Origin of the sequence: Microbacterium alcoholitolerans, assembly GCF_050408615.1 — a bacterium.
Classification (GTDB): Bacteria; Actinomycetota; Actinomycetes; order Actinomycetales; family Microbacteriaceae; genus Microbacterium.
On record NZ_JBNTKD010000001.1, the window covers coordinates 2706923 to 2718702 of the forward strand.

Genomic DNA, 11780 nt, shown 5'->3' on the forward strand with positions numbered 1-11780 from the left:
CTAATCAGCATGCTAGGCTACTTACTCACTTGGCTAGCTATAGGGAAGGCGAGGGTGCAATGGAACAGCAGGTCGTGCTGCTCGACCCAGACGGGCGACGGATAGGCGTCATCGACAAACGCGACGTGCACACCCGTGAGACCCCGCTTCATCTGGCTTTCTCCTGCTATCTGCTCGGTCCGACCGGCGACGTGCTCCTGACCAGACGCGCGCTCTCGAAGCGCACCTGGCCCGGTGTGTGGACCAACAGCGTGTGCGGGCATCCGGCCCCCGAGGAGTCGATGACGGATGCCATCTCGCGGCGTGCCCGGGAAGAGCTCGGAGTCGGCATCACGGACATCCGCGCGGCCCTGCCCGACTTTCGCTACCGGGCCACGGATGCGAGCGGAATCGTCGAGAACGAGATCTGCCCGGTCTACGTCGCGCGGCTATCGGGACCTCCGCAGCCGGAAGCGCGCGAAGTCGCGGAGTGGTCGTGGGTGTCGCCGGATGCGCTCGCAGGAGCTCTGGGACGCACGCCCTTCGTGTTCAGCCCGTGGCTGCAGCTGCAGTTGCCGCTCCTGCTCGAGAAGGGGATGCTCGAGTGATGAGCGTCGCAGCCATGGAGGCGGTCACCGCCGCACCGCGCGGTCGGGGGCAAGACGGGCGCGTGCAGGAGCAGCTCAGGCTGTTCTTCCGCTCGCGAGCCGCTTCCGCCGCGTCCTACGGTCCGAGCTTCGTCCGGCTGTGGACGCTCGCCGAGCAGAGCATGCGCGGTGGAAAGCTCGTGCGCCCTCAGCTCCTGATCGACACGTTCCACGCGCTGCGGCCTGCCGACGGCGCCCGCGAAGCGAGCGGTGAGACCGCCGCTGAGAGCACGACGGGCGCGATGATCGAGATCGCGGTGGCCGTTGAGCTGCTGCATCATGCGTTTCTGATGCACGACGACGTGATCGACGGCGATCTCACGCGCAGAGGACGTTCCAATCTCGTCGGCGCCCTGCTCGCCGAGCGCCCGGCGGATGCACCGTCGCCCGACGGCTCGGATCTGCACTGGGCGCGAACCGGCGCGATCCTGATGGGCGATCTCCTGCTCGCCGGCGTCCACCAGTTGTTCGCTCGGGCGCGGCTGCCAGACGCGACCCGCATCCGGCTCCTCGACCTGCTGGATCACACCATCAGCGAATCCGTCGCCGGCGAGGAGCTGGATGTCGGACTGAGCGCGGGTGTCGTCGCACCGGACCTCATGACGATCCTCGACATGTCGCGCTGCAAGACCGCGGCCTACACCTTCGAGCTGCCGCTGCGAGCTGCTGTCGCGCTCGCCGGTGCGAGCGCCGATGCCGATGCCGCGCTCTCAGCCGCGGGTCGCCACCTCGGCCTGGCGTTCCAGCTGCAGGACGATCTGCTCTCCACCTTCGGCGACCCGCGACAGCACGGCAAGGACCCGTTCTCCGACCTGCGCGAGGGCAAGCAGACGGCGATCATCGCCTACGCGCGCGGCACCAGCGCCTGGCCTGTCCTCGAGTCGTCATTCGGGCGATCCGACCTGACCGAGGGCGAAGGCGTCGAGATGCGAGTCCTCCTCGCCGACTGCGGCGCCAGGAGATTCGTCGAGGAACTCATCGATGACGAGCTCGGCGCGTGTCGCTCGATCATCGGCGACACTGCCGCGGGCATCCCGCCGGCCGCACGAAGGGTGCTGCTCGACCTCATCGCCCGTCTCGAGGGGCGGCGGTCATGAGCGACGGCCCCGCTTTGGCGCAGTACACGATGGCTGCAGAGCGTGCGGCCAATGAGGTGATCGGCGCCTACTCCACGTCGTTCGGGCTCGCCACCCGCCTGCTCGGCGCGCGCCATCGGCAGCATGTCCGCAACATCTACGCCCTGGTGCGCGTCGCCGACGAACTTGTCGACGGCGTGACCGACGAGGCCGGACTCGCGATCGAACAGCAGCGCGACGCCCTGGACAGGATGATCGCCGAGACCCGCCGAGCCCTCGAACTCGGATGCAGCGGCGACCTCATCATCCACGCCTTCGCACGGACCGCCAGGACGTCGCGGATAGACGAGTCGCTCATCGAGCCGTTCTTCGCCTCGATGCGCACCGATCTCGAATCCCGTGCCGCGACGCCGACCCGGCTCGCCGCCTTCGACGCGCAGGCGCACGATGACTACGTGTACGGATCAGCAGAGGTCGTCGGCCTGATGTGCCTGCGCGTCTTCCAGCGCGATCAGCGGCTCGATGAGGCGACGACCGGCCGCCTCGATGAGGGCGCTCGGATGCTGGGAGCGGCGTTTCAGAACGTGAACTTCCTGCGGGACCTCCGCGACGACACTGTGCGGCTGGGCCGCAGCTATCTCGGCACGGCCGAGCGGCTGAGCGACGAGGACCGTGAGACGTGGGTGCGCACGATCCGCGTCCAGCTGGATGCTGCAGCAGAGACGATCCCGCTGCTGCCGAAGGATGCCCGTGCCGCCGTCCGCAGCGCGCACGCGCTCTTCTCCGCGCTCAACGACCGGATCGCGGCGACAACCGTCGATGAGCTGTACCGCACCCGCATCCGCGTGCCCGACGCCGTGAAGGCGCGGCTGGTCACTCGTGCGGTTCTCACGACCTGGACGGAGCCGCGCGCATGACCCGCACAGTCGTCATCGGCGGCGGAGTCGCCGGGCTGGCCACCGCCGCCCTGCTCGCACGCGAGGGCCACGAGGTCGAGCTCCTGGAGCGGCTCGACCGCGTCGGAGGCCGCGCAGGCAGCCTTGAGCGCGACGGCTTCCGCTTCGACACCGGACCATCGTGGTACCTGATGCCTCGTGTCTTCGACCACTTCTTCGAGTTACTCGGAACCAGCAGCGCCGAGCAGCTCGACCTCCGCGACCTGAGCCCCGCATACCGCGTCTTCGGTGAGCCGTTCGCCAACCTGTCGCGGCCCGAGCCGGTGACCGTCCCGCGTGGCGGCGCTCGCGTCCGCGACACGTTCGAGCGGCTGGAGCCGGGCGCGGCGAAGCGGCTCGAGAAGTACCTCGCCTCAGCGAACCATGCGACCGAGATGGCCGAGCGGTACTTCCTCTACAACCCCTTCACGGATCTGCGCTCCCTTCTGGGCCGCGACGTGCTCGGCGCACTGCCGCGGCTCGCCGGCCTGCTGACCGGAAAGCTCGACTCGTTCGTCGCGCGGCGATTCCAGCATCCGATCCTCCGCCAGATCCTGGGGTACCCGGCCGTCTTCCTCGGCACGAGCCCTTCGGCAGCCCCCGCGATGTATCACCTCATGAGCGCTCTGGACCTCGACGAGGGCGTGCAGTACCCCATGGGCGGGTTCTGGGAGCTGGTGCAGCGCATCGAGGCGCTCGCGATCGATGCGGGCGCGGTCGTCCGCACCGGCGCCGAGGTGCAGCAGATCACGACGCGCGACACCGGGTCGCGGCGTCGCGGCGGTCCGCGCCGCACGGTCGAGGCCGTGCGCTGGCAGGACTCCGGCGGCGAGTGGCATGACAGCCCCGCCGACGTCGTGGTCTCGGCGGCTGATCTGCACCACACCGAGACGCGCCTGCTCGACGAGCCGAGCCGCAGCTACCCCGAAGCCTGGTGGCGGCGGCGCGTCAGCGGGCCGGGCGCCGTGCTGGTCATGCTGGGTGTGCGGGGCGGGCTGCCCAATCTGCCGCACCACACCCTGCTGTTCACTCGCGACTGGGCGCAGAACTTCGATGCGATATTCGGCGCCGATCCGGCCATTCCCGACCCGGCATCCGTCTATGTCTGCAAGCCGAGCGCGACGGATCCGGATGTCGCCCCGGCCGGACACGAGAACCTGTTCATCCTCGTGCCCATTCCGCCCGGCGAGGACATCGGCGAGGGCGGCCCGGACGGGTCAGGCGATCCGCTCATCGAGCGGATCGCCGACGCCGCTATCGATCAGCTCGCACAGTGGACGGCATCCGACGACCTGCGCGATCGCATCGTCGTGCGTCACACCATCGGACCGACCGACTTCGCCCGCGACTATCACGCGTGGCGCGGCGGGATGCTGGGACCTGCGCACACGCTGAGGCAGAGCGCGATGTTCCGGGCGCAGAACGCCTCGAAGAACGTCGCGGGGCTGTACTACGCCGGCGCGACCACCGCCCCAGGGGTCGGCGTGCCGATGTGCCTGATCAGCGCGGAGCTCGTCCTCAAGCGGATTCGCGGCGACCACAGTCCGGGGCCCACAACGGCGCGCGCCGGAGTGGGCAGCGTCCGATGAATCTCATCTATCTCGCATCACTCCTCGTCGCGATCGCCTGCATGCTGCTCATCGATGCCCGCTTCCGGCTGTTCTTCTGGCGCGACGCCGTCGCCGCGATCGCGGTCACCGCCGTCGGCGTCGTCTTCCTCCTCGTCTGGGACATCGCCGGGATCGGACTCGGGATCTTCCTGCGCGGAGAGGGCGTGATCGCATCCGGCATCCTGCTCGCCCCGGAGCTGCCGATCGAGGAGCCGGTGTTCCTGGTCTTCCTGGTGCTGTGCACGATGGTGCTCTACACGGGCGCGCGTCGCATCCTCGAGCACCGCCGTGCGAACGAAGACCGCCGCACGTCCGCGCGACGTGGCACGGGGGGCGAATCATGACGTATGTCTGGCTGTCCGTCGCGTTCCTCGCCGTCGCCATCGGCGCCGGCGCCATCCTCGCGCGCGTCAGCACCGCTCGCGCCGGGGAGACCGGGGGAGCAGGCTCGCACTGGCGAGCGGTGAGCCTCACGGCACTCGCGCTGGTGGCGCTCACCGCCGTCTTCGACAGTCTGATGATCGCCGCAGAGCTTTTCCACTACGACCCCGCGCACACCCTCGGGGTGACGATCGGCCTCGCGCCGGTCGAGGACTTCGCCTATCCGATCGCATGCGCGGCGCTGCTGCCCGGCCTGTGGCTCGTGCTCGCCCGATCGCGGCGCGAGTATCGCCTGCTCGGCAAGGACGGCCTGCTGCGACAGGCTCTGGTCGCGTCGCGTCCGGTGAGCTGGATCAACACGGCGTTCCCCTTCGCCGCGGCGATGCTGCTGACCACCCGCGAGATCGACTGGGTCCTGATCGTCGGCGCCATCTACTTCCTGGTCCCGTACAACCTGGCCATGTACGGCATCAACGACGTCTTCGACTACGCCTCCGACATCCGCAACCCGCGCAAGGGCGGCATCGAGGGCGCGCTGCTCGCGCCGCCGCTTCACCGGCCGATGCTGTGGCTGGCAGCGATCACGAACATCCCGTTCCTGATCGTGCTCATGCTGGCCGGCGGCCCCGTCGCCTGGTTCAGCATCGCCGTCAGCGCCTTCGCCGTGGTCGCCTACTCGGCACCTGGGCTGCGCTTCAAAGAGCGGCCGGTGATCGACTCCGTCACCTCCAGCACGCACTTCGTCTCGCCGGCGATCGTCGGACTCGCGCTCGCCGGAGCGACCCCGACTGCGGGCCTGACCCTCCTGCTCGTGGCGTTCTTCCTGTGGGGGATGGCCGCGCACGCCTTCGGCGCCGTGCAGGACATCGAGCCCGACCGCGAGGCCGGCATCGGCTCGATCGCCACCGTCCTCGGCGCACGACGCACGGTCCGTCTCGCCATCGTCGTGTGGGCCGTCGCAGGCCTGGTGATGCTCTTCACGCCATGGCCCGGTCCGCTCGCTGCGATCGTCGCCGTGCCCTACATGGTCAACTGCGCACGCTGGTGGAACGTCACCGACGCGAATGCGACGAAGACCAACATCTCCTGGCGCCGGTTCATCTGGCTCAACTACGCGTCGGGCTTCGTCATCACCATGATCCTCATCCTCGCCTGGAGTCTCGGACCATGAGGGCGGTCACGGTCGCTCCCACGACTCGATGCCACCCTCCGTCGCGACGAACAGCGGATGGGGAGAGGCTGAGTCGCACCGCCAGCGCTCGGCGTCGGCGGGACTTCGCTGCGCCAGCTTGGCGCCAAGGTGCTCCCACTCGAACTGGAGCTGGCCATGCGTGACGGACAGCGGGGCGGGAGCGGCGCCCGGCCGCTGGATCTTGTCTACCGAGAAGCGGTAGCCGCGCTCGGTCGCCTCATCGGCGATCCCGGTGAGATAGGCGCTCATCGCGTCGAGCGGCTCGGCCGCGCCGCGGAAGCGCTGCAGCTGCGGGTGGTGCGTGTAGCCCTTCGTCTGACCGGACAGCACCGCTTGGGCGAGCAGCGACTCGCGCCAGCAGGCCACGAGCCCGATGCGGTCGAGGTGCCGCGGGTGCAGCGACCAGAGTCTCATCCTGGTTCCTCTCATGATGCTCGTGTCGTGTGGGAGCGCGCGGGTAGGCTCGTACCCCCACGGCGCTGCAGCCGGCGCGCTGTGACCGGACGGAAATGGCGGGACTGAGCATGGCGGATTCATCGCACAGCATGGCACACCCCGAGGGAGCGATTCGCACTCCGCGGCCGACCGGCACCGATCGCCTCCGGCAGATCGCGGTATCGGTCAGCGCCGTCGTCGCGGTCGTGGGCGCCTTCATCGGCTCTGGGGCGCTGGGCGGCGAGTCGATGCCCGAGGCCTCGGGCGGGGCGTTCGCCGCCGATGCGACGCCGATTGCGCCGGGTGGTCCCGCGTTCGCCATCTGGAGCGTCATCTACGCAGGTCTCATCGCGTATGCGATCTGGCAGTGGCTTCCGAAGCAGGCGGTCGCCGACCGTCATCGCCGTATCGGCGGGTGGGTCGCCGCATCGATGCTGCCGAATGCGGCGTGGCTTCTCGCGGTGCAGGCGGGGGTGCTGTGGCTGACGCTGGTGATCATGGCTCTGCTGCTGGCCGTGCTCATCGTCGCGTTCATCGCGATTCGCCGCACGGGTCCCGCGGGCGTCATCGACACGATCGTGACCGACGGCACGATCGGGCTGTATCTCGGCTGGATCGTGGTGGCGACGGCCGCCAACGTCGCTGCCGTGCTCGCGCGGAGCCTGCCGCGGGAGTCCGTCGGCGCCGTCGATGTCTGGGCGGTCGCGGTGCTCGTCGTCGCCGGCCTCATCGGAGCGCTGCTGGCGCTGTGGGACCGGGGACGCTTCGCGCCGAGTGCAGCCATCTGCTGGGGTCTCGCGTGGGTCGGCGTCGAGCGTCTCACCGGAGACCTCGTGTCGGTTCCCGCGGCTGTCGCCGCATTCGCCGCGGCAGCCGTGGTGCTCATCGTCACGATCGGCGCTCGCCTGTTCAGCTCGCACCGCTCCTGACGAGGAGCCGCGTCAGCGGTAGTTGATGAACTGCAGGTCGATGTCGAGGTCGCTCCCCTTGAGGAGAGCGATCACCGACTGCAGGTCGTCGCGGCTCTTCGACTGCACCCGCAGCTCATCGCCCTGGATCTGGCTCTTCACGCCCTTGGGGCCCTCGTCGCGGATGATCTTGTTGATCTTCTTCGCGTTCTCGCTGGAGATCCCGTCCTTGAGGGACGACACGATGCGGTACTCCTTGCCGCTGGCGAAGGGCTCGCCGGAGTCCAGGCTCTTCAGCGAGATGCCGCGCTTGATCAGCTTCGACTGGAACACGTCCAGCACAGCCTTGGCGCGCTCCTCGGAATTCGCCTTGATGAGGATCTGCTCGCCGCTCCACGCGACAGAGGCGTCGGTGCCCTTGAAGTCGTAGCGCTGCTCGATTTCCTTGCGGGCCTGGTTCAGGGCGTTCTCGGCCTCCTGGTGGTCGACGTTCGAGACGATGTCAAAAGAGCTGTCAGCCATACAGGCAGTGTAGCCAGGTCCACTGATTTGGAAGCGCTTTCATGATTCGGCCCGGGCGACGACACGATCACAGGTTGATATCAGTGCCTGCGCCCGTTGCGAATCGACCGTCGCGCCAGGCATACTGTAAGCGCTTGCAGGTTCGCAGGCTCCCGCATCGAGAGAGGCACACCAATGAAGGTGAACATGAGGAACATCCTCGCGTTCGGCGCCATCGCCGCGACGTCGGCGATCGTCCTGGCAGGCTGCGCATCCAGCGCACCGGAGGGCGACGGCGATTCCGACAGCAAGTCCGACTTCTCCGGGCAGATCACGGTCTGGGTCGACGCCGATCGAGCCGACGTCCTCGAAGACGCAGCGAAGGACTTCACCGCTGACACCGGCGTGAAGGTGTCGCTCGTGCAGAAGGAGTTCGGCGAGATCCGCGACCAGTTCGTGCAGCAGGCCCCGACGGGCAAGGGCCCCGACGTGGTCGTCGGCGCACATGACTGGCTCGGCATCCTCGTCTCCAACGGCGTGGCAGCACCCGTCGAGCTCGGCGACCGCGCCGGCGAGTTCGAGCAGGTAACCCTCGACGCGTTCAGCTATGACGGTCAGGTGTACGGCGTCCCCTACGCGATCGAGAACATCGGCCTGCTGCGCAACACCGATCTCGTCGCCGAGGCGCCGACCGACTTCGACGACATGATCGCGAAGGGCAAGGCCGCCGGCACCGAGTACTCGTTCCTCGTCGGGCTCGACCCCGAGGCATCCGACCCGTACCACCTGTACCCGTTCCAGACCTCCTTCGGCGCCCCTGTCTTCGGCCAGAACGACGACGGCAGCTACAACGCCGAAGACCTGCAGATCGGCAACGAGGGCGGCCAGAGCTTCGCCACGTGGCTCGGCGAGCAGGGCAAGGCCGGCGTGCTGAACACCAACATCACCGGTGACCTCGCGAAGGAGAACTTCCTCGCAGGCAAGTCGCCCTTCTTCCTCACCGGCCCGTGGAACGCACCCGCGGCCGTCGACGCGGGCCTCAACGTCGCCGTCGACCCGATCCCGTCCGCCGGCGGCCAGGACGCACAGCCGTTCGCCGGCGTGCAGGGCTTCTTCCTCAGCGCGGAGAGCGAGAACAAGCTCGCCGCCAACGAGTTCCTGCTGAACTACATCGGCTCCGAGGACGTGCAGACCGCCCTCTACGAGGTCGGCGGGCGCGCGCCCGCCCGGACGAGCGCTTTCGATGCAGCCGTCGAGGGCGACCCGCTCACCGCGGGCTTCGGCGAGGTCGGCGCCAGCGTCGTGCCGATGCCGAGCATCCCCGAGATGGGCGCTGTCTGGCAGTACTGGGGCGTCACCGAGGCGGCTATCATCAACGGCTCCGGAGGCGACCCGGTCGCCCTGTGGGACAAGATGACGACCGACATCCAGGGCGCGATCAGCAAGTGAACTGAACGGGCGGGACGGCATTCTCACAGCTGCCGTCCCGCCCGTCCCGCCCGCTCGACCCCCCCTGACATCGCTGAGGAAAGCCGATGACGATCACGGACGATCACGACACCGAAGCCGCGCCGCCCACCGCCCGCCAGCGCCGCGCAGCGCGCATCGCCGAAGCCGCCGGCGGCGGGTGGGCGCTGCTGCTGCTCAAGGTGGTGCTGCTCGGCCTGATCCTGGCACTGGCTCTGTACGCGGGCCTCGTGCTCTCGCGCACCGGCCAGTGGGTGGCGGCCGTCATCGTGGTTGCGGTGGCCGCGCTCGCCGTGTGGATCTACTTCAGTCGCGGCAGGCTTCCGGCCAAGTACCTCATGCCGGGTCTGGTCTTCCTGTTCGTCTTCCAGGTGTTCGCCGCGCTCTACACGGGCTACGTGGCCTTCACCAACTACGGCACCGGACACAACAGCGACAAGGACAGTGCGGTCAATGCGCTGATGCTCTCCGCACAGGAGCGCGTGCCGGACTCTCCCGCGTACGAGCTGACCGTGCTCGAGCAACTCGGAGAATTCTCCTTCCTGGTGACAGCACCTGACGGCGATGTCGCCGTCGGCGGCACCGACCGGCCACTGGAGCAGGTCGAGGGTGCCAAGATGGACGGTGACAAGGCCGTCGGCCTCGACGGCTACAGCGCACTCACCTTCGGCGACATCGTCGCGAACCAGTCGCAGATCGCCGACATGTCCGTACCACTCAGCGACGACCCGAACGACGGGGCCCTGCGCACCCCGGACGGGTCGCGCGCGTACGTGTACACCTCGGCGCTCGAGTACGACGAAGCGGCCGGAACCATGACCGACACCCGCAGCGGAGTCGTCTACTCGGACATCGGCACCGGTGCCTTCACCGCCGCCGACGGGACCGAGCTCACACCGGGCTGGCAGATCGTCGTCGGATTCGACAACTTCACCCGCGCATTCAGCGAGGAGTCCATCCGCGGGCCCTTCGTCTCGGTGCTCATCTGGACGTTCGTCTTCGCATTCCTGTCGGTGTTCACCTGCTTCGCGCTCGGTCTCTTCCTCGCGATCGTGTTCAACGACCCGCGCATGAAGTCGAAGAGGTACTACCGGGTGCTGATGATCCTGCCGTACGCCTTCCCCGGATTCCTGTCCGCGCTGGTGTGGGCGGGAATGATGAACCAGGAGTTCGGCTTCCTCAACGTCGTGCTCTTCGGCGGCGCCGACATACCCTGGCTCACCAATGAATGGCTGGCGAAGTTCAGCATCATCCTGGTGAACCTGTGGCTCGGCTTCCCGTACATGTTCCTGATCTGCACGGGCGCCCTGCAATCCATCCCGGATGATGTGCAGGAGGCCGCGCGCGTCGACGGCGCGAACGCCTGGCAGATCTTCCGCAGCATCAAGCTGCCGCTGCTGTTCGTCGCGGTCGCGCCGCTGCTGATCTCGTCGTTCGCGTTCAACTTCAACAATTTCAGCCTGATCTACATGCTCACCGGCGGCGGTCCGCGCGACGTCACCGCGGGGGTGAACGTCGGCGCCACCGACATCCTCATCACGATGGTCTACAAGGTCGCGTTCGTGGGCTCGACGTCCGACTACGGACTCGCGAGCGCCTTCTCGATCATCATCTTCATCCTGGTGGCGACCATCTCGGTCATCGCGTTCCGCCGCACCAAGGCCCTGGAGGATCTGAACTGACATGAGCACCTCGCAGACCACCGAACCCACCACCTCGGCCATCGTCACGGCGGGCGCCGGCACACTCGGCGAAGCGCGCGAGCCCCGCCGCCCGTTCCGCAAGTACTTCCGTGAGACGGGCTGGCGCCACCTCGTCGGCATCGTCGCCACGGTGTTCGCGCTGTTCCCGCTGCTGTACGTGTTCAGCGCGTCGCTGAACCCCGGCGGCACGCTGCTCACGGCCAACTCGCTGTTCAGCCAGATCAGCCTCGACAGCTACGTCGAGCTGTTCGGCAGCGATCGTCATCCGTATGCCGCCTGGTTCATGAACACGCTGGTGATCGGCCTCATCACCGCGCTGTTCACCGTGCTGCTCGGCGCGCTCGCCGCCTACTCGTTCTCGCGCATGCGGTTCACGGGCCGTCGGTTCAGCCTGACCGCACTGCTGGTCGTGCAGATGTTCCCGCAGATGCTCGCGATGGTCGCCATCTTCCTGATCATGGTGACCATCAGCGACATCTTCCCCGCGATCGGCCTGAACACGCAGATCGGTCTGATCATGGTCTACCTCGGCGGTGCGCTGGGGGCGAACACCTACCTGATGTACGGGTTCTTCAACACCGTCCCGGCATCCATCGATGAGGCCGCGAAGATCGACGGCGCCGGTCACGCCCGCATCTTCTTCACGATCATCCTGCGTCTGGTCGCGCCGATCCTCGCGGTGGTCGGACTGCTGAGCTTCATCGGCACGAGCAGCGAGTTCGTGCTGGCGAGCGTCATCCTGATCGACCCCGACAAGCAGACCCTCGCCGTGGGACTGTACAAGTTCGTCTCGGACGAGTTCTCGAAGAACTGGAGTGTCTTCGCCGCCGGCGCGGTGCTGGCCGCCATCCTGCCGGTTGCGCTGTTCCTCGCCCTGCAGAAGTACATCGTCGGCGGTCTGACCGCAGGAAGCGTGAAGTAGCGGATGCCGGCGAAGCGGGCGCGA

12 protein-coding genes are annotated in these 11780 nt (G+C 67.9%); 10 read left to right on the forward strand and 2 right to left on the reverse strand.

The genetic code is table 11. The features are described from left to right. Window positions 1–59: 59 nt before the first annotated feature. The 6 genes from idi to ACQUSX_RS13055 are packed head-to-tail and all read left to right on the forward strand — an operon-like array spanning window position 60 to window position 5799. Window positions 60–587, forward strand: coding sequence for an isopentenyl-diphosphate Delta-isomerase (gene idi / locus ACQUSX_RS13030; RefSeq protein ID WP_428907342.1), 528 nt, complete (start codon window positions 60–62; stop codon window positions 585–587). Then, entirely contained in the window at window positions 587–1723 is a 1137-nt protein-coding gene (locus ACQUSX_RS13035) for a polyprenyl synthetase family protein (protein ID WP_428907343.1), read from the forward strand. The genes idi and ACQUSX_RS13035 overlap by 1 nt, the downstream gene beginning before the upstream one ends. After that, window positions 1720–2619 (forward strand): phytoene/squalene synthase family protein, encoded by a 900-nt coding sequence (locus ACQUSX_RS13040; RefSeq protein WP_428907344.1) that lies wholly within the window; start codon window positions 1720–1722, stop codon window positions 2617–2619. The genes ACQUSX_RS13035 and ACQUSX_RS13040 overlap by 4 nt, the downstream gene beginning before the upstream one ends. Continuing rightward, window positions 2616–4226, forward strand: coding sequence for a phytoene desaturase family protein (crtI, locus tag ACQUSX_RS13045; RefSeq protein ID WP_428907345.1), 1611 nt, complete (start codon window positions 2616–2618; stop codon window positions 4224–4226). Before ACQUSX_RS13040 ends, crtI begins: the two co-directional genes overlap by 4 nt. Then, window positions 4223–4591 carry a lycopene cyclase domain-containing protein gene (locus ACQUSX_RS13050; RefSeq protein WP_428907346.1) on the forward strand — a complete coding sequence of 123 codons (369 nt, stop codon included), beginning with the start codon at window positions 4223–4225 and terminating at the stop codon, window positions 4589–4591. Before crtI ends, ACQUSX_RS13050 begins: the two co-directional genes overlap by 4 nt. Then, on the forward strand, window positions 4588–5799 hold the full coding sequence (locus ACQUSX_RS13055) for a prenyltransferase (protein WP_428907347.1): 1212 nt from the start codon (window positions 4588–4590) through the stop codon (window positions 5797–5799). The genes ACQUSX_RS13050 and ACQUSX_RS13055 overlap by 4 nt, the downstream gene beginning before the upstream one ends. Before the next feature lie 6 nt (window positions 5800–5805). Here the strand turns inward: ACQUSX_RS13055 and ACQUSX_RS13060 are convergent, their stop codons facing one another. Then, window positions 5806–6234, reverse strand: a complete 429-nt coding sequence (locus ACQUSX_RS13060; protein ID WP_428907348.1) for a pyrimidine dimer DNA glycosylase/endonuclease V — start codon at window positions 6232–6234, stop codon at window positions 5806–5808. Between the two features lie 131 nt (window positions 6235–6365). On the opposite strand from ACQUSX_RS13060, the gene ACQUSX_RS13065 reads away from it, so the two are divergent. Further along, window positions 6366–7184: a tryptophan-rich sensory protein gene (locus ACQUSX_RS13065; protein ID WP_428907349.1), complete on the forward strand. Its 819-nt coding sequence runs from the start codon at window positions 6366–6368 to the stop codon at window positions 7182–7184. A gap of 12 nt (window positions 7185–7196) precedes the next feature. Here the strand turns inward: ACQUSX_RS13065 and ACQUSX_RS13070 are convergent, their stop codons facing one another. Beyond that, window positions 7197–7685, reverse strand: a complete 489-nt coding sequence (locus ACQUSX_RS13070; protein WP_428907350.1) for a YajQ family cyclic di-GMP-binding protein — start codon at window positions 7683–7685, stop codon at window positions 7197–7199. Between the two features lie 174 nt (window positions 7686–7859). On the opposite strand from ACQUSX_RS13070, the gene ACQUSX_RS13075 reads away from it, so the two are divergent. The 3 genes from ACQUSX_RS13075 (at window position 7860) to ACQUSX_RS13085 (ending at window position 11756) form a co-directional block, all read left to right on the forward strand. Then, window positions 7860–9113 carry a sugar ABC transporter substrate-binding protein gene (locus tag ACQUSX_RS13075; RefSeq protein WP_428929975.1) on the forward strand — a complete coding sequence of 418 codons (1254 nt, stop codon included), beginning with the start codon at window positions 7860–7862 and terminating at the stop codon, window positions 9111–9113. Between the two features lie 86 nt (window positions 9114–9199). Next, entirely contained in the window at window positions 9200–10813 is a 1614-nt protein-coding gene (locus tag ACQUSX_RS13080) for an ABC transporter permease subunit (protein ID WP_428907351.1), read from the forward strand. Between the two features lies 1 nt (window position 10814). Further along, window positions 10815–11756 carry a sugar ABC transporter permease gene (locus ACQUSX_RS13085; RefSeq protein ID WP_428907352.1) on the forward strand — a complete coding sequence of 314 codons (942 nt, stop codon included), beginning with the start codon at window positions 10815–10817 and terminating at the stop codon, window positions 11754–11756. Window positions 11757–11780: the final 24 nt, after the last annotated feature.

Excerpts from the sequence above, each read along its gene's own strand:
- ACQUSX_RS13060 (WP_428907348.1), bottom strand. The coding sequence starts at position 6,234 with ATGAGACTCTGGTCGCTGCACCCGCGGCACCTCGACCGCATCGGGCTC.
- ACQUSX_RS13035 (WP_428907343.1), top strand. The coding sequence starts at position 587 with ATGAGCGTCGCAGCCATGGAGGCGGTCACCGCCGCACCGCGCGGTCGG.
- ACQUSX_RS13050 (WP_428907346.1), top strand. The coding sequence starts at position 4,223 with ATGAATCTCATCTATCTCGCATCACTCCTCGTCGCGATCGCCTGCATG.
- ACQUSX_RS13075 (WP_428929975.1), top strand. The coding sequence starts at position 7,860 with ATGAAGGTGAACATGAGGAACATCCTCGCGTTCGGCGCCATCGCCGCG.
- ACQUSX_RS13055 (WP_428907347.1), top strand. The coding sequence starts at position 4,588 with ATGACGTATGTCTGGCTGTCCGTCGCGTTCCTCGCCGTCGCCATCGGC.
- ACQUSX_RS13080 (WP_428907351.1), top strand. The coding sequence starts at position 9,200 with ATGACGATCACGGACGATCACGACACCGAAGCCGCGCCGCCCACCGCC.
- idi (WP_428907342.1), top strand. The coding sequence starts at position 60 with ATGGAACAGCAGGTCGTGCTGCTCGACCCAGACGGGCGACGGATAGGC.
- ACQUSX_RS13070 (WP_428907350.1), bottom strand. The coding sequence starts at position 7,685 with ATGGCTGACAGCTCTTTTGACATCGTCTCGAACGTCGACCACCAGGAG.
- ACQUSX_RS13065 (WP_428907349.1), top strand. The coding sequence starts at position 6,366 with ATGGCACACCCCGAGGGAGCGATTCGCACTCCGCGGCCGACCGGCACC.
- crtI (WP_428907345.1), top strand. The coding sequence starts at position 2,616 with ATGACCCGCACAGTCGTCATCGGCGGCGGAGTCGCCGGGCTGGCCACC.
- ACQUSX_RS13085 (WP_428907352.1), top strand. The coding sequence starts at position 10,815 with ATGAGCACCTCGCAGACCACCGAACCCACCACCTCGGCCATCGTCACG.
- ACQUSX_RS13040 (WP_428907344.1), top strand. The coding sequence starts at position 1,720 with ATGAGCGACGGCCCCGCTTTGGCGCAGTACACGATGGCTGCAGAGCGT.